This is a genomic window from Clostridium sp. 1001271st1 H5 (assembly GCF_005845215.1).
Lineage (GTDB): Bacteria > Bacillota > Clostridia > Lachnospirales > Lachnospiraceae > Enterocloster.
This window is the reverse complement of record NZ_SPHO01000016.1, coordinates 1-22,688: the sequence shown is the minus strand read 5'-3', so window position 1 is coordinate 22,688 and position 22,688 is coordinate 1. Positions and strand designations below refer to the sequence as shown.

Genomic DNA, 22,688 nt, shown 5'->3' with positions numbered 1-22,688 from the left:
AACAGCAGAGGCGGAAGCAGCCCGCCTGAAAGGCCAGGAAACGCGGCGCAGGAATTACGAGAAGAGAATGGAAAAACAGCGCCTTGCAGCCCTTGCAGCAGAGGAGCAGCGTTTAAAGCAGAGACAGCGGGATGAAGGATTTATGAGGGAAGCCCTCCGCCAGGCTAAAAAGGCAGCTGCCATAGGGGATGTGCCCATTGGCTGCGTAATTGTCTGCGGGGACAAAATCATTGCCAGAGGATATAACCGGCGTAATGCGGATAAGAGTGTGCTGTCCCACGCAGAAATCATTTCCATAAAAAAGGCATGTAAAAAAATAGGAGACTGGCGTCTGGAGGACTGCACCATGTATGTGACGCTGGAACCCTGTCCCATGTGCGCCGGAGCCATTGTCCAGGCCCGCATTCCCAGAATCGCTGTGGGGTGCATGAATCCCAAGGCAGGATGTGCGGGGTCTGTGCTGGACATGCTCCATGAACCGGGGTTCAACCATCAGGCAGAGGTGGTGGAAGGGGTGCTGGAGCAGGAGTGCTCGGAGCTGATGTCGGAGTTCTTCCGGGGCCTGCGGGGACAGAGGATAAAATAATTGTGCAATATGTATATTTATATTACGTAATAAAAGCAAATATAATCCATTATTGACAATCAATATTATATGTGGTAAGGTTAATCTATCAAACTTAAACAAAAACATCATGAGAGTGAGCATAATGACTAATAAAATACAGCGTACATCTCTCCAATCAGAGATTATCCGATATATACAGAATTACATCCAGGAAAACAACTTAAAACCCGGCGACCGTCTTCCTTCACAGGAAAAACTGATAGAGATGATGGGGGTCAGCAGGACCTCCCTCAGGGAAGCCATGAAGACACTGGAGGCCAGGAACGTACTGGAGGCAAAGAACGGCAAGGGAATCTATGTGGGGAGCCAGGAGATTAATGACCTTCTGAGACTGATTGATTTTGCCAAGGAAAAGGAACTGCTCCTGGATACCTTGGAGGTGCGTAAAATATTGGAGCGGGAGATACTCCGCATGGTTATCCACTCCGCAACCCAGGAGGACTTAGAGGAGCTGGGCGCCATAACAAAGGTGCTGATGGCAAAGTTCCGCCGTGGGGAGCAGCAGACAGCGGAGGATAAGAAGTTCCACTATACCATCTACCGTCTGTCCCATAACCAGGTCATGTATCAGCTGATTCTGTCCATCAGCGGTGTCATGGATAAGTTCTGGGAATTTCCGCTGAACATGGAGGACCCGTTTTTGGAAAGCCTTCCTCTCCATGAGGAGCTTTATAATGCCATCTGCGAAAAGAATGTGAAAAAAGCACAGACAATCAATGAAAAGCTTTTGGATGCTGTGTATAGAGATATACGGAACCAACGATAATATTTTATAAATTTATTCCAACCTATATTATAGCATATAGCATATAGGATTGTATATTATTTACAAATAATCAGGGAGGAGAGAGGTAATGATATGACAAATCAGGAGGAGTACCTAAAAAGTACAAAGCTAATCACGGCCCATTACGGGGAAGAGTATGAGCACTATTACAATGCAATCGTTCCCCCGGTATTCATGAATTCGCTCAATGTATTTGAGACACTTGATGATTACTATGACTTTGACCGGACCGACAAGCACAAATATTGCTATGGACGGGTGCAGAATCCCACGGTGCGCATACTGGAGGACAAGATAGCCGCCCTGGAGCACGGCACAGGGGCCCTGGCTTTTGCATCCGGCATGGCGGCAGCCACTACGGCGGTCCTCACGGCCTGTAAGGCAGGCAGCCATGTAGTGTGCCTCCACAATGCATACGGACCCTTAAAGGACTTTCTCAGCAAATACTGCAGGGAGCATTTGGACATTACCATCACCTATGTGACGGGAGAACGGGTGGAGGAGTTTGAGGAGGCTGTGACGGACGCCACGGACCTGATTGTGCTGGAGAGTCCGGCTTCCGTGGTATTTTCTCTTCAGGACATACGGGCTGTGTCTCGGATTGCACGGGAACACCAGGCGCTGGTGTACATAGATAATACGTTCTGTACTCCGATTTACCAGCAGCCCCTGGATATGGGGGCGGATATTGTAATGCATACTACCTCCAAGTACATTGGCGGACACAGTGACATCATCGGAGGCATGCTGGCAGTAAAGGATGAGGGACTTATGAAAAAGCTGACCGCCAACAGGGAGCTTCTGGGCGGAATCGTGGGTCCCATGGAGGCGTGGCTCATGATAAGGGGACTGCGGACCATGGAGGTCAGGCTGGCCGCCCATCAGGCCGCAGCCATGGAGGTGGCAAAATTCCTGGAAGCCCATCCCAAGGTGCGCAGGGTGAATTACCCCGGGCTTCCCTCCCATCCCCAGTATGAGCTGATGAAGCGGCAGCAGACAGGCAATACCGGGCTTATGAGCTTTGAGATTGACGGAACCACAGAGGATGCGGTAAAGCTGGCGGAGGGCCTTAAGATATTTAAGATAGGCGTGTCATGGGGAGGATTTGAGAGTCTTGTGTTCCTGCCTCACGCCAGACTGGATGAAGCCGCCTGCCGGGTACTGGGAGCAGGACAGAACGTTATCCGCATCCACTGCGGACTGGAAGGTACAGATGCCTTGATTTCAGATTTGGAATCGGCTCTTGCTAAGATATAGAAGCTTGGAAGAACAGCAACAAGAAGCAGTGAAAATCAAGCAGTAAAAAGGAGGAGAACAGATGAAGAAGAAACAATTAGCAGCAATGGCATTGGCGGCTGTGATGCTGACAGGATGCGGAGGCGGCAGTGCTGCTCCGGATGCCACAAAAGCAGCGGACGGCGGGGCAGCTGCCACGTCAGCGGACGCAGGCGGCAAGGATGACGGCGGCGGTAAAGCTGCATCCGGTGAAGCTGTCACCATCACCCTGGTGGAGTCCCTTACAAGTCCTGAGAGGACGGCTGTTCTGAGGGAGATTGCGGATAAGTATCAGGCTGAGCACTCAAACATTACCATTGATATCATTTCCCCGCCCCTGGAGAATGCAGATGCCAAAATCACCCAGATGCTCATGAACGGAAGCGGCGCTGACATTGTGGAGGTGCGTGATTCCACCGTGACCCAGTATGCCACCAATGAATGGATTGCCGACCTTCAGAAATACATTGACGGGTGGGATGAGAAGGATACCCTGACCGAGTCGGCCGACGAGGTAATCCATTACCTCAAGGGAGGCGCTTACCTGATTCCTTACGGATTCTATCAGAGAGGCCTGTTCTACCGCGCGGACTGGTTTGAGGAGAAGGGACTTGACCAGCCGGAGACATGGCAGGACATCTACGATGCCGGCCTGGCTATCACGGACCCGTCTAACAGCAGGTTCGGCTACTCCTTCCGCGGCGGCCCCAGCGGCTATCAGTATGCGGATACCATTTACTGGAGCTGGATTGGCACGGATAAGGTGGCGGACCCCAATGCGGCCTACTTCTTAAAGGATGGGGACGGTGCAACTATTTTCACCCTGCCTGAGGTAAAAGAGGCGCTGCACTTCTACAAAGACCTGTTTAAGAATACCTGTCCGACCGACTCTATTGCATGGGGATTCTCTGAGATGGTGCAGGGCTTTGTGGGCGGAACCACAGCCATGCTGATTCAGGACCCGGAAGTAATCGCCACCTGTTCCGCCGATATGCAGGATGACCAGTGGGCGCTGGTTCCGTTCCCCAAGGGACCATCGGGCCAGGCTGTATTCCCCAACGGATTTGCAGGCTGGGGTATGACATCCTTCACCGAGCATCCGGATGAGACCGCGGATTTCCTGCTGTACTTATCCAATTCCGAGAACAATACATACTTTGCAAAAAATTATTCCACAATCCCGATTCACAACAATGCGGCTGAGAAGGATACTTACTTCTCCGAGGGACGTTTTGCAATGTACATGGATATGGCAAAAGAACCGGATGTGTACCGTCATGCGGCATATCCCCAGATGTATGAGGCATTTGCCACCTATAAGACAGAGGTTGATACCATGTACCAGAAATACCTGACCGATGAAATAACGGATGATGAGCTGCTGCAGTGGTTGGATGAGTTCTGGACCCAGGCTTACAAGGATGAGGGTCAGAAGTGGTAAGGCCGGATTGACGAAAAACGTATGAAACACAATCAGTAAGGACCGGAGGGTGCCGGGAGCGGGGGACCTGCTCCCGGCACTTCCGGATATTGAGCTGTGCGCGCTGGTCCGGGAAAAACGGAACGCGCAGCCGGCAAGGAGGGAATGGCATGAAACAAACGTCAAAATTAAAAATGAGGAGAGCCCGCTTCATCTTTATCATGGTTCTTCCTGCCATACTGTTTCCCATGATATTTACCTACTATCCGATGATAAAGGGGTCCCTGATGGCGTTCCAGAGCTACAACCTGATGAATGTCAAGAATATCAAGTGGGTGGGTCTGGAAAATTTCAGCAAGCTGTTTGCCCACAACACCAGCAATACCTTTTACTCCACCATGCTCAACACGGTCAAATGGGTGGGAATCTCCCTGTTTGTCCAGTTTACAGTTGGTTTTGCCATGGCATTGCTTCTGAAAAAGAAATTTAAGGGTTCCAGCCTTTACCAGGGCCTGATTTTCTTCCCCTGGGCTGTTTCGGGTTTTATTATCGGCATCATGTGGCGCTGGATGTTTAACGGAACCTCAGGCGTCATCAATGACCTGCTTATGAGAATGCATTTAATCAGCCAGCCGGTGGGATGGCTGGCCAGCAAGAACACGGCCCTTTACTCCTGTATCATCGCCAATATATGGTACGGCATACCATTTTTCACCATTATGATAACGGCAGCCTTAAGAGGCGTGTCCGAAGACCTGTATGAAGCTGCGGACGTGGACGGGGCCAGCCCGTTCCAGAAGTTCACCAACATCACGGTGCCCTGTATCCGTTCCGTGCTGCTTTTGACGGTCCTGCTGAGGGTAATCTGGATATTTAATTTCCCGGATTTGATTTACTCCATGACCCAGGGCGGGCCTGCAGGCTCATCCAACATCATCACGTCCTATATGATGCAGCTGGTCCAGAGTCTGGATTACGGCCTGGCGTCAGCGGTAGGCGTGCTGTGTATCCTGTTCCTCATTGTATTTGCGGCCATTTATCTGGTTGCCACCAAGTATACGGACGAGGAGGCATGATATCATGACAATGAAGAATAAGAAAAGGCTCAAAAGCCTGTTGAAATATTTAATACTGGCATGTTTCCTTGTGCTGACCATGTTTCCCTTTGTATGGATGCTTCTCACATCCTTAAAGGGTTCCCAGGGAGAAATCTATGCGTTTCCGGTCCGGTATCTTCCTAACCCGGCATCTGCGGTCAACTATGTGGCCATGCTGTGGAAGGGGAATTTCGGGCGGTATATGCTGAACTCCTTTTTCTCCTCGGCAGTTGCAGCCACCTGTGCGGTGTTCATCGCCATACTGGCCAGCTATGTCATTAGCCGGTTCCATTTCCGGTTTAAGAATGTGCTTCTGCTGTTTTTCCTGGTCACGCAGATGATACCCATGTTCATCATGCTGGCTCCGCTGTACCAGCTCCTGGCAAAGGTGAAGATGCTCAACGACCTGCGCAGCCTGGCCATGCTCTATACCAATATGATGATACCCTTTTCAGTGGTGACATTGTGCGGTTTCTTTGACAGCGTACCCAAATCCCTGGAGGAGGCTGCCTGGATAGACGGATGCGGTTATTTCAAGGCGCTGTTTAAAGTGGTGGTGCCGGTCATCATGCCCGGCATAGCAGCAACCTTCATATTTGCCTTTATCAATTCATGGAATGAACTCTTCATGGCAGTCATGTTCATTGACGTGGATAAGTTCAAGACCATACCGGTAGGGCTTAACGGCCTGATTCTGAAGTACGATATTAAATGGGGCGAGATGGCGGCAGGAACCATCATGTCCCTGGTTCCTACAATGTGTCTCTTTGCCTTTGCCCAGAAGTATATGATTGAAGGGCTTACGGCAGGTTCGGTTAAGGGTTAAGCGTGCTGTCCTGCACAGGAGCGGGCCGGGGCCGGCGGACAGATATTAAATTTGTCCGCCGGCTCCGGCTTTTCCTGCGGTAAAATAAGGGCATGGATGATTCCGGCAGGGATAAGGAGGAAGAGGATGAGCATATTATTTGAACTGGAGCGGATGGAGCGTCTGGCAGATGACTTAAACCAGCTTCGCAGGCCGGTGAGAATTCCGGTCAGCCATTATAAAAGAATGGAAGGCAAGGAAAACGGCAGTCCATGGTGCTGCACCGATGAATGGGAGGACTGCGCCATAGAAGAACCCTGGGGGAGCCTGGACAGCCACAGGTGGTACAGGACAACGGTTAAAATACCCACGCACCTGGACGGGGCGCATGTGGAATTCCTCATCACCACCGGAAGGGAAGGCCAGTGGGATGCAACCAACCCCCAGATGCTTTTTTACCTGAACGGAAGCATCGTCCAGGGCGTGGACGTAAACCACAGGGAAATCATGATAAGCCCCGGCGCCAGGGCAGGGGAGTCCTATGAGATAGCCATTTTGGCCTACAGCGGCAGCGTGCCGGGGGACCTGATTATCCGCACGGAACTGGTCCGGGTGGATGACGCCGTGGAAAAGGCTTACTATGATTTTCTTGTACCGGTCCAGGCAGCCCGGCTTCTGAAAAAGCCGGATGAGGAAAATTACAGACGCATACTGGTAAAGCTGGGGCCTGCGGCAGATGCCCTGGATTTAAGGGAACCGTATTCTGACCGGTTCTACCAATCCGTGGAGGCAATGGAAGCAATCCTGAAAAAGGAATTTTACGAACACGTGGACCTACACGCTCCGGTGGTGAGCGCAGTGGGCCACACCCATATTGATATTGCCTGGCTGTGGACCGTGGACCAGACCAGGGAAAAGGCCGTGAGAAGCTTTTCAACCGTATTGGAGCTGATGGACCGGTACCCGGACTATAAATTCATGTCCAGCCAGCCCATTCTGTACCAGTTTGTAAAGGAACAGGAACCGGAGCTGTATGAACGCATCCGGGAGCGGGTAAGGGAGGGGCGCTGGGAGACTGACGGGGCCATGTGGCTGGAGTCGGACTGCAACCTGCCGGCAGGGGAATCCCTGGTCCGCCAAATCATTAAGGGCGAGCAGTTCTTTATGGAGGAATTCGGCATCCCCAGCAGATGCCTGTGGCTGCCTGATGTATTTGGCTATTCCGCTGCCATACCGCAGATACTGAAAAAATGCGGCATTCCCTATTTTCTCACCACGAAGATTGCCTGGAACCAGTTTAACCAGCTGCCCAACGACACCTTCATGTGGAAGGGAATCGACGGCAGCCATGTGTTCGTATTCATGCCCACTGCCTGTGACTTTGACAAGACCCTGGGGTTAAATGTGTCATTTACAGATACCAGGAACACTACCACTTACACGGGCATTGTCAATCCCAATATGACGCTGGGCACCTTTAAACGGTTCCAGAACAGGGATTTGACAGAGGACACATTAATGCTCTTTGGATTCGGAGACGGCGGAGGCGGTCCAACCAGGGAAATGCTGGAGGAGGCAAAGCGTCTTCAGTACGGTCTTCCGGGTATCCCCAGGCTGGTCCAGGAAAGTGAACGGACCTTTTTTGACCGGATTTACCGCGGCATTGCGTCCAAGCCAGGTATGCCGGTATGGGATGGGGAACTTTATTTTGAGTACCACAGGGGAACACTGACCTCCATGGGAAAGAACAAACGCTATAACAGGAAAAGCGAGCAGATGTATGAGCAGCTGGAGACACTGGGAGTCATGGCAGAGCTTAAGGGCCTGGCATATCCCGGTGATGTCATAAAAAGAGGATGGGATATTATCCTGCTGAACCAGTTCCACGATATTATTCCGGGAAGCGCCATCGGACCTGTCTATGACCAGACAGACCGGGAGTATACGGACATACTGGAATCCGGCGCAGATACAATCCTTCATCTGGCAAAAGACCTGGGAAGCAGGGGCTGCGGAGCGGGTAAGGATATCAGCGGGGAAAATCCCGCAGCGCGCAAGGTTTTTGTAATCAATACGCAGGGCTATGAGCGGGAGGATACGGTAACGGTGTCCGGCGTGGACAGAACGGATGCGGCCTATGCCTGCGACTGCCTGGGACGCAGGTATCCGGTCCAGTATGTGGGGGAGGACACGCTCATATTCCACGCAAAGGGAATCCCATCCTGCGGCTATACCGTGTACAGCCTCACAGGAGCAGAAGAAGATAGCGGGAATCAGAGTATGGAAGGACCTGCCGGAAAATGTCCCGGACCATGGAACGGATTCTTTGAAAATGAATGGTACAGGGCTGAATTTAATGATAAAATGGAGCTTGTCTCGCTGATTGAAAAGGAAACGGGATGCCAGCTGTTAAAAGAGGGGAGGGTGGGAAACCAGCTTCTGACCTTTGAGGACCGCCCCATGAACTGGGACAATTGGGATGTGGACCTGTTTTACCAGAGGAAGCCCTATGAAGCCGACTGCGTGACAGCCCCGGTGTTAAAGGAATGGGGGCCGGTCAGGACCGTTGTTTCCATCGCCCACCGGTTTGCAGGCTCCCTTGTGGAGCAGGATATCGTGTTCTACCCCAATCTGCCCAGAATCGACTTTGTGACGCGGGCGGACTGGAGAGACCATCATGTGCTGCTGCGGGTTCATTTCCCGGCCCGGATTAACGCCGTCAGGGCTTCTTATGAGATACAGTTCGGCAATGTGGAGCGGGAGACCACCAGCAACCATAGCTGGGATACGGCCAAATTTGAGGTCTGTGCCCATAAATGGGCGGACCTGTCGGAAAACGGACTGGGGCTCAGCCTCATCAATGACTGTAAATACGGCCACAGCATCAAGGACGGTGAAATGGGACTGACCCTGATTAAATCAGGTACCTATCCCAATGAAAACGCAGATATAGGCATCCACGAATTCACCTATTCCATTTATCCCCACAAGGGAAGATGGCAGGAGGCCAGGACCGTGGAAATGGCCTATGACCTGAACTCGCCCCTGGTATCCGCCCTGCTGCCCTATGCAGGCACAGGGGAAGCATGGAGCATGGTATCCGTGGACCAGCCAGGCTGTTTTGTGGAAATGATGAAAAAAGCAGAGGATGGAAACGGGTATATCCTCCGCATTTATGAAAACCGCAACACCAGGACGCCCATGACAGTAACCCTTGGCTTTGAGGCATACCGGGCGGAGGAATGCGATTTGCTGGAAAGACCTCTGAAGCTCCTTGAGACAGACGGGCATACATTTAAGGATTTCATTCTGCCTTATGAAATCAAGACATACCGTATCATCCCCGCGGGTGCGTAAGGCGCCGGAAATACACACACCGGAACACAGTGGAGGAACCGCATGGAAGAACAAAGGGCATGGTGGAAAGAATGCGTGGTGTACCAGATTTATCCCAGAAGCTTTCAGGACAGCAATGGGGACGGGATTGGCGACCTGAACGGCATCAGGAGCCGTCTGGATTACCTTAAGGACCTGGGAATTGATGTAATATGGCTCTCTCCCGTGTATCAATCGCCGGGGGATGACAATGGCTATGATATCAGTGATTATAAGGCTGTTATGGATGTGTTCGGCACCATGGAGGACTTTGACTGCCTTCTGGCGGAAATACATCACAGAGGGATGAAGCTGGTGATGGACCTGGTGGTAAACCATACATCGGACGAACATGCCTGGTTTGCGGAGAGCCGCAGGTCCCGTGACAATCCTTACAGGGATTACTATATATGGAAGGAGCCTGTGAACGAGGGACCGCCTAATAACTGGGCGTCCCGTTTCCGCGGTCCGGCCTGGGAATATGACGGAAGGACGGGCATGTATTACCTTCACATTTATTCTAAAAAGCAGCCTGACCTGAACTGGGAAAATCCGCGGGTACGGCAGGAGATATATGAGATGATGGCCTGGTGGGGAAACAAGGGGATTGACGGCTTCAGAATGGATGTAATATCCATGCTGTCCAAGGACCAGCGGTTTCCCGACGGGGTATTAAAAGAGGGGAATCCCTATGGGGACGGTCTTCCCTATTACGCCAATGGCCCCAGGATTCATGCGTATCTGCAGGAGATGAACCGGGAAGTCCTGTCGCGGTTTGACTGGATGACCGTGGGAGAGGGCGTGGGCGTGGGAACCAGGGAGGCGGTGCAGTATGCGGGATACGAGTCCCATGAGCTGAACATGATGTTCCACTTTGAACACGTGGAGCTGAATCCCGGACCCTTTGGAAAATGGAATGATAACCCGGTCTGTCTCAGGGACCTGAAGAAAGTACTGAGCCGGTGGCAGACAGAGCTGGAGGGAAAGGCCTGGAACAGCCTGTTCTGGGAGAATCACGATTATCCCAGGGCAGTGTCCCGTTTTGGCAATGACAGCCCCGGGTTTTGGGAGCTGTCTGCTAAAATGCTGGCAGTCTGTCTCTATATGATGAAGGGAACACCCTATATCTATCAGGGCCAGGAGCTGGGCATGACGAATTTTCAGGGCAGCAGCCTGGAGGATTTCCAGGATATTGAAATCCATCATGTATACCGTGAGATGGTGGGAAACGGACGTATTTCCCATGAGGAGATGATGCGCTACATCAATCATACGGGGCGCGACAATGCAAGGACGCCCATGCAGTGGGATGATACGGAACAGGCGGGATTTACCGATGGCACGCCCTGGCTCAGGGTAAATCCCAATCATACCTGGCTCAATGTTAAGGAGCAGGCCGGGCGCAGTGATTCCGTCCTGTGCTTCTATAAGCAGCTGATAAAATTAAGGCATACCATGGATATTCTTGTGTATGGGGCCTACCGGCTGCTATTGGAGGAAAGCGGGGCCATATTTGCATATGAAAGGTCTTTGGGGGAGGAGCGCCTGACTGTCCTGTGCAATTTTACGGACCGGACGCAAAAGAGCGGGCTGTCTGTACGGGAGCTGGGTGCCGGAACCATACTCATTGGAAACTATCCGGACCGGAGGGGGATATCACAGGGGGACGCCGTCGCCTTGTGTGAGGAGGACATCTGCCTCAGACCCTATGAAGCCATTGTGTTTATGCAATAATTGCTGGAGGATTCTATATGGGCATTCTATATGAAGAAAAGTCAAGGCAGTTTCATCTGTACAACGATAAAATCAGCTATATTATGGCCTGTCTTCCCAACGGACAGATGGGACAGCTTTACTATGGGAAGCGGATACGCCACAGGGAGGACTTCGGCCACCTGCTGGAGTTTGCACACAGGGATATGGCCCCCTGTGTCTACGAGGACGATACGACATTTTCACTGGAACACATCAAGCAGGAATACCCGGCCTTTGGCACAGGGGATATGCGGTACCCGGCTTATGGAATCAGAAGAGAAAACGGAAGCAGAATCAGCTGCTTTGTATACAAAAAACACACCATACAAAGGGGGAAACCGGAGCTGCCGGGCCTGCCAGCCACCTATGCGGAACAGGATGAGGAGGCGTGTACCCTGGAGCTGTACCTGGAGGACCCTGTGGCCGGCATGGAGCTGGTGCTTCTCTACACAATCTATGAGGAGCTGCCTGTGCTGGCCCGCAGCGCCCGGTTTATCTGCCGTGGACCGGAGACAGTCTGCCTGGAACGGGCCATGAGCCTGTGCCTGGATTTGCCGGACCCGCGTTACCAGATGGTGGACCTGACCGGGGCCTGGTGCAGGGAACGGTATATGGATGTCCATGGACTTCACCAGGGGGTCCAGAGCATTCACAGCATGAGGGGACACAGCAGCCACCAGTTTAATCCCTTTATCTGCCTGAAACGGCCTGATGCAGGGGAGGACAGCGGCGAGGTTATTGGCATCAGCCTTGTGTACAGCGGCAATTTCCTGGCCCAGGCAGAGGTGGACACCATGGACACGGTCCGGGTGACCATTGGAATTCATCCGGAGGGATTTAACTGGCCCCTTTATCCGGGGGAGGAATTCCAGACGCCGGAGGCAGTGATGGTATATTCTGCAGAGGGCTTAAACAGTATGAGCCAGGTGTTCCATCGGCTCTACCGGACCAGGCTTGCCAGGGGATACTGGAGGGACCGGGAGAGGCCCATACTGATTAATAACTGGGAAGCCACGTTTATGGATTTTGACGAGGAAAAGATTCTTTCCATTGCAGGAAAGGCAAGGGAGCTGGGCATAGAGCTGTTTGTGCTGGATGACGGGTGGTTTGGAAAACGGGACGATGACACTACCTCCCTGGGGGACTGGTATCCGGACCTTCATAAGCTGCCGGACGGGATAACAGGACTGGCAGGAAAAATCAGGAATATGGGGATGAAGTTCGGCCTGTGGTTTGAGCCGGAGATGGTCAGCCGGGAAAGCCGGCTCTACCGCGCCCATCCGGACTGGATGCTGGGGAGCACGGACCGGCCGGTGTGCACGGGAAGGCACCAGTATGTGCTGGATTTCTCAAAGGACCAGGTGGTGGATTATATTGGGGACAGGATGGAGGAGATACTGGGAGACGGCGGTGTATCCTATGTGAAATGGGACATGAACCGGAGTATTTCCGACCTTTTTTCAGCCGGCCGGGATGCGCAGTACCAGGGAACCGTTTACCACAGGCAGATACTGGGGGTCTATAAGCTTTACCAGCGGCTTACCAGGGATTTCCCCCGGGTCCTGTTTGAGTCCTGCGCCAGCGGAGGCGCCAGGTTTGACCCGGGCATCCTGTACTATGCTCCCCAGGGCTGGGTTTCAGACGATACCGACGGAGTGGAGCGGGTAAAAATCCAGTACGGAACCAGTCTGGTATATCCCGTCAGCTCCATGGGAAGCCATGTGTCCGCCATACCCAACCACCAGACCCGGCGGAATGTTCCTTTGGCGTCCAGGGCAGCGGCAGCTTATTTCGGCACCTTTGGGTATGAACTGGACCTGAACCTGCTTACAGAGGAGGAGCAGTACCAGGTAAAGGAACAGGTGCGGTTCATGAAGGAGCACAGAAAACTGATTCAGCAGGGAAGGTTTTACCGGCTCATAAGTCCCTTTGAGGGAAATGAGGCTGCGTGGATTGTGGTATCGGAGGATGGAAACAAGGCCATGGCAGCGTATTTCCGGTTCCTGCAGCCTGTAAACACCGGCTTTAAGCGGCTGGTCCTCAGGGGATTGAGACCGGAGACAATGTACCGGGTCAGCGGGCTTGGGTATACCTGCTACGGGGACGAGCTCATGAGCGCAGGCCTGATTCTGTCGGACGGGGCCAGCGGCGTACGGACCAGCCCTGTGCCCCAGGGGGATTATTTGTCCAGGTTATTTTTGGTGGAGGCACAGCCTTGACAAAAGCGTTCCGGCAGGTTATACTTAACAGGCAGTTTTCAACAACTGCCCGTGTGGGCATTTGTTGATACATCTGCGTATGTACGGCCTAATATGTCATAAAGTTTCCACGCAGCCGGGGAGATAGCGGTGCCCTGTACCTGCAATCCGCTCCAGCAGGGGTGATACCTTGCCTCGGGCTGTTTGCTGCGAAGCTGCCTTGTGTAAGTGGCGTTGACGTCTGGGTCTTACGCAACGGGAATCCGTGAACCGTGTCAGGGCAGGAATGCAGCAGCACTAAGCGGAACCTCCCGTGTGCCGTGAGGCAGCCTGGATTGAGTTAACTGTATGAGTAACGTTCGTGGCAGCAGCACAAAGCAAGGTGCGTGGAATTTAAAAATGGGATATAAATCTGAGGATACGTTACTGTATCACCGGATTTATGTCCCATTTGTATTTCAGAATGGCGTGCGGCTGTTCTGATGCACAGCCGTCGGGCTGATGCTGCGGGGCTGACAGGCGGGGCGGTTGCAGGATGGATGGTTGTCCGAATTTATACTTGCCCCGATAACACCTTTGCGTTATAATTACAAAATGGGTATAATAGAACCATTCCCAGGAAACATAACAGAAAGTGAAGCAACTCTATAAGGAGGAAGTGCAATATGAGAAGAATAGGAATGCTGACCAGCGGCGGAGACTGCCAGGCACTGAATGCCACCATGAGAGGCGTGGCAAAGTCCTTATACAACATGTTTGACGACGTGGAAATCATTGGCTTTGAAGACGGATATAAAGGACTTATGTATGCAGACTATCAAATCATGAAATCATCCGATTTCTCAGGTATTCTCACCCAGGGCGGTACCATCCTCGGCACTTCTCGCCAGCCTTTCAAGCTTATGCGCACTCCTGATGAGAATGGACTGGATAAGGTGGAAGCCATGAAGCACACCTATAAAAAGCTGAAGCTCAGCTGTCTTGTAGTGCTGGGCGGAAACGGCAGCCAGAAGACAGCCAACATGCTCAGCGAAGAGGGACTTAACGTGGTATCCCTTCCCAAAACCATTGACAATGACCTCTGGGGCACGGATATGACCTTTGGGTTCCAGAGTGCGGTGGACGTGGCCACCAATGCCATTGACTGTATCCATACCACGGCAGCGTCCCACGGACGCGTGTTTATCGTGGAGGTCATGGGACATAAGGTGGGATGGCTGACCCTGTATGCAGGCCTTGCAGGCGGGGCGGACATTATACTTCTTCCGGAGATACCCTATGATATAAACATTGTATGCGATGCCCTGACCAAGAGGTCCAAGGCAGGCAAGCGCTTCTCCATCCTGGCAGTGGCCGAAGGCGCCATTTCCAAAGAAGATGCCAAGATGAGCAAGAAGGAACTGAAGGAAAAGAAGAAAAGCGGAGTGGTATATCCTTCCGTGGCCTATGAAATCGGGGCCAAGATACAGGAAGTCATCGGCAGCGAGGTAAGGGTAACTGTTCCGGGACATATGCAGCGCGGCGGCGAACCATGCTCGTATGACCGTGTGCTGGCAACCAGGCTGGGGGCTGCGGCAGCCAGGCTGATTGCGGAGGAACAGTATGGCTACATGGTGGCGGTGAAGAACAACGATATTACCAGGGTACCCCTCTCTGAGGTGGCGGGAAAGCTTAAGACCGTGGACCCGGAGTGCTCCATGATTAAGGAAGCCAAGATGGTGGGTATCAGCTTTGGCGATGAATAAGAAAATAAATTCATATCAAGATAGAATAATAGGAGTTGCCTAACATGTCATATACGGCGTTATACCGCAAGTGGCGTCCTGTTTCTTTTGAAGATGTAAAAGGCCAGGACCCGATTGTGCAGACACTGAAAAACCAAATAACGTCGGAGCGAATCGGCCATGCTTACCTGTTCTGCGGTACCAGGGGAACAGGTAAGACCAGTATAGCCAAGATATTTGCCAGGGCAGTGAACTGCGAACATCCGGCAGACGGAAGTCCCTGCAACGAATGTCCCACCTGCAGGTCCATCCAGGCAGGTTCCTCCATGAATGTGGTGGAAATCGATGCCGCCTCCAACAACGGCGTGGAGAACATACGTGATATAAGGGAGCAGGTGCAGTATCCTCCCACAGAGGGACGTTACAGGGTATATATCATCGACGAGGTCCATATGCTTTCCATAGGCGCCTTTAACGCCCTGTTGAAGACGCTGGAGGAACCGCCCTCCTATGTGATTTTCATACTGGCCACCACAGAAGTGCACAAGATTCCCATTACCATACTGTCCCGCTGCCAGCGCTATGATTTTAAGCGCATATCCCTAGAGACCATAGCGGACCACCTGAGGGAGCTGACCCGGGCCGAGCAGATTCAGGTGGAGGACAAGGCCCTTCTCTATGTGGCAAAGGCGGCAGACGGCTCGCTCAGGGATGCCCTGAGCCTTTTGGACCAGTGCGTGGCCTTTCATTACGGAAAGGTGCTGACCTATGACAATGCCCTGGAGGTTTTGGGGGCAGTGGATTCCAGCGTGTTCAGCCAGATGTTCGGCGCCATTGTGGAGAGCAGGACAAAGGACTGTATATGCAGGCTGGAGGATATTGTGATTCAGGGGCGGGAGCTGGGCCAGTTTGTCACTGATTTTATATGGTATATGAGAAATCTCCTTTTAATCCAGAGTGCAGACGATGCAGAAGGCCTGGTGGATATGTCGGAGGAGAATTTAAAACAGCTGAGAAGCGATGCAGGCAAGGCGGACGGAAACACGCTGATGCGGTATATCCGTATTTTTTCCGAATTATCCAACCAATTGCGCTATGCCAGCCAGAAGCGGGTGCTGGTGGAGGTGGCGCTTATTAAGCTGACGCGCCCCTCCATGGAGCCTAACCTGGATGCCATTCTCCAGCGGCTGGGGGATTTGGAAGCCCAGATGGAGGACCTGGAAGCAGGCCGCATGGCCATTCCGGCAGCGGCTGTCAGCCAGATGTCTGGGGGCATACCCGGTGGACCGCCCCAGACAGGCGGAGCCATGCCTCTGAGCGGAGGAGCAGTGCCCCAGATAACAGCGCCCTATGCTGCGGGGCTTCAGGCGGACCCCGGGGTCCCGCCGGAAAAGGTAGCCCTGCCCCAGGCCCAGCTGGAAGACTTAAAACTGGTGCGGAACGAATGGGCCAAGATTGTCCGCAGCATAGGAGGCGGAGCCAAGTCTTATCTCAGGGATACCGTGGTGGAGCCTGGCGGAGAAGGATGCCTGACCATTGTGTTCATGGATTCCATGAGCTATGATATGGGCAAACGGCCCACCGTTATAGGGGAGCTGGAACGCTATGTGGAAACAAATTTCGGCAGGTCCATTTACTTTAAGACCAGACTGGCCGGACGCGGGGAGCGGCTTAATACGATTTACGTGACCCAGGAAGAATTGGAAGAAAAGATTCATATGGATATTACATATGAAGATGAATAATAGAAAGATGAATAAATGGAAATGATAGGAGGATAATACACCATGGCAAAACGTGGCGGATTTTCAGGCGGAATGCCTGGCAACATGAATAATCTTATGAAGCAGGCGCAGCGTATGCAGCGGCAGATGGAGGAGACGACCAAGGAGCTTGAGAATAAGGAATACACAGCTGCTTCGGGCGGCGGTGCGGTCAGCGTGACCGTGTCCGGCAAAAAGGAAGTGGTTTCCGTTAAGCTGTCTCCGGATGTAGTGGATCCGGACGATATTGAGATGTTAGAGGACCTGATTGTGGCAGCTACCAATGAGGCTTTCCGTCAGATGGAGGCTGAGAGCAGCGAGGCCATGTCTAAGCTGACAGGCGGTTTAGGCGGAGCCCTGGGCGGAGGTTTTCCCTTCTAATGGATTATTACAGCAGTCAGATTACCAAGTTAATAGAGGAACTGTCCAAGCTCCCCGGAGTTGGGGCCAAGTCGGCCCAGCGCCTGGCATTCCATATTATCAACATGCCGAAGGAGCAGGTGGAGGAGCTGGCGGGAGCCATGACAAGCGCCAGGAATAACGTACGTTATTGTAAGGAATGCTTCACCTTGACGGATAAGGAACTGTGCCCTATCTGCAGCAGTGAAAGGCGGAATCATAAGACCATTATGGTGGTGGAAAATACCAGGGATTTGGCTGCTTATGAGAAGACTGGCAAATACGATGGGGTTTATCATGTGCTGCATGGCGCTATTTCTCCTATGCTGGGGATTGGCCCGGGGGATATAAAGCTGAAGGAATTGATGCAAAGGCTCCAGTCGGATGTGGAGGAAGTCATTATTGCCACCAATTCCAGCCTGGAAGGCGAGACAACGGCTATGTATATAAGCAAGCTGATAAAGCCTTCAGGGATTAAAGTGACCAGAATTGCCAGCGGAGTACCCGTTGGCGGGGATTTGGAATACATAGACGAAGTAACACTTCTTCGGGCATTGGAAGGCAGGACGGAACTTTAGACAGCAGATTTCCATACCGGGAACTAGCGATAGGGAGATGCAAAAGATGGATAAATACGAGTTTAACATAAAGGTTGAGCAGATTAAGAAGATGGTAAGCCGCGGCGACTATGAGACAGCCATGAAGATTGCTGATACCATAGACTGGCGCAGGGTGCGGAATGTAAACATCCTGTCCATGGTGGCAACCATCTATGAGAAGAACGAAGAGTACCAGGAGGCCAAGGACATCCTGCTGCTGGCATTTGAGCGGGCGCCCATAGGGAAACGCCTGCTGTTCAAGCTGGCGGAGCTGGCGATTAAGGAAGGCAGCTTTCAGGAGGCAGAGGACTATTACAGGGAATTCTGCGACCTGGCGCCGGATGACCCCAGGCAGTATATTCTGCGTTACCTGATTCTGGGGGCAAAGGGGGCGCCTGCAGAGCAGCTGATTCATACCCTGGAGCAGTACTGCAACATTGAGCTGGATGAAAAGTGGCTCTATGAGCTGGCGGAATTGTATGCAGAGGCTGGTATGGGGGAACTCTGCGTCATGGCCTGCGACAAAATCATGCTCATGTTCGGCCTGGGGAAATATGTAGAAAAGGCCATGGAGCTTAAGATTCAGTTTGCACCCCTGACAAAGTACCAGATGGACCTGGTGGAGAACAGGGATAAATATGAGGCCCGCCTCAAGGCCGTGGAACAGGAGTACCGCGCCGGAAAACGGCCGGCTGACTATGAGCCCATGCCTGAGAGGCAGACGGAAGTCTCCCCCCAGTCCTATATGGCCCGCCGGGAGGCTGCCTTTGCCGTGGAGCCGGATGCGGAGTACCCGGAGGACAGATATCAGGAAGACGGATATGCAGAGGACGGATATCAGGAGAGCGGGTACGCACAGGGAGGATATCAGAAGGCCGGGTACACGCAGGACGGATATCAGGAGAGCGGGTACGCGGAAGATGGATATCAGGAGAGCGGATACGCGGAAGACGGATATCAGGAAAGCGGATACCCACAGGGAGGATATCAGAAGGCCGGGTACGCGCAGGACAGGTATCAGGAGAGTGGATACGCAGAAGACGGTTATGGGGAGGGCGGATATCCGGAACGCGGATATCACGAAGATGAAAATGGGCAGACCGGATATCATGCAGACCCATACCCGGAAGAGGATGACTCTGAGGAAGCATATGGAAGGCAGGGGTATTACGGAAATGATTATCCTGACCGGAATCAGCGGGAGGATGCAGAAGAAAACACTGCTGCCGGATACACGGAGGAAGACCAGGGGGACGGAGCCGGGGCGGAGGAACCATATGAGGACGAGAACGCCCATACCCAGGTTACCATAGAGCCAGAGGATTCAGATGAGGGAGAGGAGCCTGTAAAGGAAGGACAGTCCCAGTGGATGCCGGATAAGCCCCAGATTCTGTCAGATGAGGCGGTCCGGGCCAGGATGCATGAAGCAGAGGTCCAGGCAAATCTGGCCAGAGAAATGTCCAGGTTATCAGACGGACGGCACAGGCCGGAAACAACGTCTGCCCAGACACGGGTGCTGACCGACATAAAAGATTTGGGGAAAGAATCATCTGTCCAGGAGTCGCATCATTTCATGATAGAAGCAGAGTATTCCAGCTCAGGCCTGGACCAGGCCATCGAACTGCTCAAGAAGATTCACAAGGAGACAGGAGCGAAGAACCAGGCTGCCAAGATAACGGGAGAAAAGCTTAACAGCAAAGGGGTATTTGCCATTGCAGACAAACTGACGGGCAAGGACCTGATTATTGAGCAGGCGGGCGCCATGGAGGAATCCACCCTCCAGGAGCTGAACCAGCTGATGGCCAGGGATGAGACCGGCATGAATGTGGTCCTTATAGATGTGGCTGGTAATCTGGCCCGTATTCACAAGGTATATCCGGGATTAGCCAAACGGTTTGAGTATGTAGGGAAGATGGGACCGGAGGAGGTTGCCTATGTGGCGCCGGAGGGGGATGACCGCCCTGTGCGTCCGGTGCAGCTTCGCAGGACAGAAGAGCCGGCTGTACCCAAAAAGGTCCAGAGCCGCTCCGCGGAACCAGCCACGGGGAAGGTTCAGCCTGTTCAGGAACCAGAGGTTCCAAAGAGCCTGCCGAAACCAGAGGCAGAGCAGAAGCCAAAGCCGGTACGCAGGAAGCCGGAAGAGGTCCGCTCGGTAACAGCTGCCCGCAGGGAAGAACACAAAGAAGAGGAACCAAAGGCAAAGAAACCGGAGGCGGTGAAGGCATCTCTTCCAAAGAAGGAACTTCCTTCAAAAGCAGAGGATAATGCGCCGGTCCTTCCCCAGCAGGAAGAGCCGGAGTATGACGACCAACAGGAGATGGATATTGACGAGTTTGCCCAGTACGCATGTCAGTATGCCAGCGACATTGACTGCAGCATATCAGGAAAAAGCATGCTGGCCCTCTATGAGCGGATTGAAATCATGGAGGAGGACGGCATACCGCTTACAAAGGTAAATGCCGAAGACTTGATAGAAGAAGCTGCTGATAAGGCGGAGAATCCATCCTTCTTTAAGCGGATTACAGGAATATTCTCGTCCAAGTATGACAGGGACGGTCTTCTGATATTAAAAGAGGAGCATTTTATATGATGACCATAGGTTTAATTGCACTAGACCTTGACGGCACTCTGCTGGACAGCCAGAAGAACCTGTCAGAGCGCAACCGCAGGGTGCTGGAACGCTGTGCCGGCATGGGTATCCAGATAGTACCGACCACGGGCAGGGCTGTGGATGGTATAACGGAAGCAGTACGGTCCCTGCCGGGAGTGAATTATGCCATAACCACCAACGGCGGTACTGTGGCGGACCTTGTAAAAGGAACCAGTCTGAAACGGTGTACCCTGACCAATGCAAAGGCGCTGGAAGTCATGGATATTGTAAAAAAATACAGGGCAATGTACGACCCGTATATAGACGGAAGGGGAATTTCCCAGCCTGAGTTCATCGAGCATATGGAGGACTACGGTCTGAGCTCTGTGATTCAGAAAATGGTACTCTCCACCAGGGACGTTGTGCCCAATATCCTGAAATATGTGACAGACTGCGGGAAAGACGTGGAGAAGGTCAACGTATATCTGTCCGATGTGAGGGACGCAGTGCCCCTGCGCAGGGAGCTCTCTGCTGTAGAGGGCATTGTCATAAGCTCATCCCTGTATAACAATCTGGAAATCAATGCCCTGGGAGCTACGAAGGGAAATGCGCTTATGTGGCTGGCGGATTATCTTGGGATTGCTCCCGGGGCCACCATGGCATTTGGGGATGGGGAAAATGATATTTCCATGCTGGAGGCAGCCGGAGTAGGCGTTGCCATGGGAAATGGACTTGACATAGCTAAGAGTGCGGCAGACCGGATTACGCTGACAAATGACGAGGATGGAGTTGCAGACGCCATAGAACGCTTGATTTTCAACTAAAAGAAAGACTGAAACAATATGGACATGATATTAGAACACTGGCTGTCTGCCGGTGCCGGAGTTTTTCTCGCCGGCATGGTGCTGTATGGGCATTACAGGGGAGCGCTGAAGCAGTGTGTATCCCTGGGAGCACTGATACTTACCATCATATTAGTAAAGGTGGCCACGCCGTATATGACGGGCTTTATCAAAGACAATCCCTCCATACGCCAGAGTGCGGCGGAGGCCATACTGAATGCAGCGGGCTGGGAAGAACTGCCCGCTGAAGCAACGGAAATGCCGGCAGCGCAGCGCATTGCCATTGAGAATCTGAACCTGCCCCAATCCGTAAAGGAAATGCTGCTGGAGAACAATAACAGCGAATTTTATCATTTGCTGGGAGTGGACCGGTTTGCGGAATACGTCAGCACATATCTGGCTGACATCCTTATCAATGCAGTCAGTTCCATCATCCTGTTTGCAGCTGTCTATATTCTGATTCATCTGGTGGTGCGGTGGCTGGATATTATTGCGCGGCTGCCCATTCTGTATGGATTAAATCACATAGCCGGCGCTGTACTGGGGCTGGTTCAGGGGCTGCTTCTGCTGTGGATTGGCTGTTTTCTGGTAGGAATCTTTGCAGCCACGCCTTTGGGTATGGCATTGGAGGAACAAATCAATGCAAGTGCCTGGCTGCGTTTTTTACATCAGTACAATCTGATTAATATTATTCTGGGCGGCATTATCCGGGGCATTCTATAGAAGAAAAAGGTATAATTGTTCCTATAATATATATAATTAAAACAAATCGCTGGGAGGGGATGGAAACATCTGTAAACAGCGATTTTTTTATTAACCACAAAATATAGAAAAATACAGAAAAAATAAGCATATTTAGTGGTGGGAAAATAAAGTTGAAAATTGTATAAAAAAATGGCACAAATTCCCTTGACAAGTTGCGAAAGTAGTGATATATTAAAGGTCCACCGCGCAAAACGGTGGGACAGCTCTTGAAAATGAGTTGAAAAAGTTGTTGACAAACAGTGACAGATGTGGTAATATATAAAAGTTGCTGTTGAGACAGACGACAAAAAAGAAATAAAAAAGTTGTTGACAAACAGTTGCAAATATGATAAACTATCAAAGTTGCTGCTGAGGCAGACAACAACAGAGAACCTTGATAATTGAAGATTAGACAGTATGTAAAACCCTGAAAATTCTAAAAACAAAAGGTCTGGTTTAGACCTTTGGATTTGAGAAAATTCAGAACAAAACCAAGTAATGAAGGTTAAAGATAACTAGCCAAGCTAAGTAGTCTGAAACCTGGAATCAACTTTTAAACATGAGAGTTTGATCCTGGCTCAGGATGAACGCTGGCGGCGTGCCTAACACATGCAAGTCGAACGAAGCAATCGGAGGAAGTTTTCGGATGGAATCTTGATTGACTGAGTGGCGGACGGGTGAGTAACG

General features: G+C 52.0%; 16 protein-coding genes, 1 rRNA gene and 1 other RNA gene. All 18 read left to right on the top strand.

Annotated features, from left to right (window positions below; genetic code table 11):
• Window positions 1-67: 67 nt before the first annotated feature.
• Window positions 68-586, top strand: a complete 519-nt coding sequence (gene tadA / locus FGS84_RS21340) for a tRNA adenosine(34) deaminase TadA (protein ID WP_347563866.1) — start codon at window positions 68-70, stop codon at window positions 584-586.
• A gap of 124 nt (window positions 587-710) precedes the next feature.
• Window positions 711-1,394, top strand: coding sequence for a FadR/GntR family transcriptional regulator (locus tag FGS84_RS21335; protein ID WP_138310343.1), 684 nt, complete (start codon window positions 711-713; stop codon window positions 1,392-1,394).
• A 93-nt stretch (window positions 1,395-1,487) separates the two neighbouring features.
• Window positions 1,488-2,672, top strand: coding sequence for a PLP-dependent aspartate aminotransferase family protein (locus FGS84_RS21330; protein WP_138310342.1), 1,185 nt, complete (start codon window positions 1,488-1,490; stop codon window positions 2,670-2,672).
• A gap of 61 nt (window positions 2,673-2,733) precedes the next feature.
• A complete protein-coding gene (locus tag FGS84_RS21325) occupies window positions 2,734-4,131 on the top strand; it encodes a sugar ABC transporter substrate-binding protein (protein ID WP_138310341.1) in 1,398 nt (465 codons plus the stop codon).
• A gap of 149 nt (window positions 4,132-4,280) precedes the next feature.
• On the top strand, window positions 4,281-5,186 hold the full coding sequence (locus tag FGS84_RS21320; protein WP_138310340.1) for a sugar ABC transporter permease: 906 nt from the start codon (window positions 4,281-4,283) through the stop codon (window positions 5,184-5,186).
• A 4-nt stretch (window positions 5,187-5,190) separates the two neighbouring features.
• The gene (locus FGS84_RS21315) at window positions 5,191-6,033 is read left to right on the top strand and encodes a carbohydrate ABC transporter permease (protein ID WP_138310339.1); all 843 of its coding nucleotides are present in this window, start codon (window positions 5,191-5,193) and stop codon (window positions 6,031-6,033) included.
• Between the two features lie 126 nt (window positions 6,034-6,159).
• Entirely contained in the window at window positions 6,160-9,369 is a 3,210-nt protein-coding gene (locus FGS84_RS21310) for a glycoside hydrolase family 38 C-terminal domain-containing protein (RefSeq protein WP_138310338.1), read from the top strand.
• A 42-nt stretch (window positions 9,370-9,411) separates the two neighbouring features.
• On the top strand, window positions 9,412-11,121 hold the full coding sequence (locus FGS84_RS21305; protein ID WP_138310337.1) for an alpha-glucosidase: 1,710 nt from the start codon (window positions 9,412-9,414) through the stop codon (window positions 11,119-11,121).
• A gap of 17 nt (window positions 11,122-11,138) precedes the next feature.
• Entirely contained in the window at window positions 11,139-13,361 is a 2,223-nt protein-coding gene (locus FGS84_RS21300) for an alpha-galactosidase (RefSeq protein WP_138310336.1), read from the top strand.
• A 107-nt stretch (window positions 13,362-13,468) separates the two neighbouring features.
• Window positions 13,469-13,730: signal recognition particle sRNA large type (ffs, locus tag FGS84_RS21295), an RNA gene on the top strand.
• A gap of 275 nt (window positions 13,731-14,005) precedes the next feature.
• Window positions 14,006-15,085 carry an ATP-dependent 6-phosphofructokinase gene (locus tag FGS84_RS21290; protein ID WP_138310335.1) on the top strand — a complete coding sequence of 360 codons (1,080 nt, stop codon included), beginning with the start codon at window positions 14,006-14,008 and terminating at the stop codon, window positions 15,083-15,085.
• Window positions 15,086-15,129: 44 nt separating this feature from the next.
• Window positions 15,130-16,809: a DNA polymerase III subunit gamma/tau gene (gene dnaX / locus FGS84_RS21285; RefSeq protein WP_138310334.1), complete on the top strand. Its 1,680-nt coding sequence runs from the start codon at window positions 15,130-15,132 to the stop codon at window positions 16,807-16,809.
• 42 nt (window positions 16,810-16,851) lie between these two features.
• Window positions 16,852-17,208 (top strand): YbaB/EbfC family nucleoid-associated protein, encoded by a 357-nt coding sequence (locus tag FGS84_RS21280; protein WP_138310333.1) that lies wholly within the window; start codon window positions 16,852-16,854, stop codon window positions 17,206-17,208.
• Window positions 17,208-17,804: a recombination mediator RecR gene (recR, locus tag FGS84_RS21275; protein ID WP_138310332.1), complete on the top strand. Its 597-nt coding sequence runs from the start codon at window positions 17,208-17,210 to the stop codon at window positions 17,802-17,804. Before FGS84_RS21280 ends, recR begins: the two co-directional genes overlap by 1 nt.
• Window positions 17,805-17,850: 46 nt before the next feature.
• Window positions 17,851-20,415, top strand: a complete 2,565-nt coding sequence (locus FGS84_RS21270) for a tetratricopeptide repeat protein (protein WP_138310331.1) — start codon at window positions 17,851-17,853, stop codon at window positions 20,413-20,415.
• Window positions 20,412-21,239 carry a Cof-type HAD-IIB family hydrolase gene (locus tag FGS84_RS21265; protein WP_138310330.1) on the top strand — a complete coding sequence of 276 codons (828 nt, stop codon included), beginning with the start codon at window positions 20,412-20,414 and terminating at the stop codon, window positions 21,237-21,239. Before FGS84_RS21270 ends, FGS84_RS21265 begins: the two co-directional genes overlap by 4 nt.
• A 24-nt stretch (window positions 21,240-21,263) precedes the next feature.
• Window positions 21,264-21,980 carry a CvpA family protein gene (locus FGS84_RS21260; protein WP_347563863.1) on the top strand — a complete coding sequence of 239 codons (717 nt, stop codon included), beginning with the start codon at window positions 21,264-21,266 and terminating at the stop codon, window positions 21,978-21,980.
• Between the two features lie 576 nt (window positions 21,981-22,556).
• Window positions 22,557-22,688, top strand: a 16S ribosomal RNA gene (locus FGS84_RS21255); the annotation flags it as partial.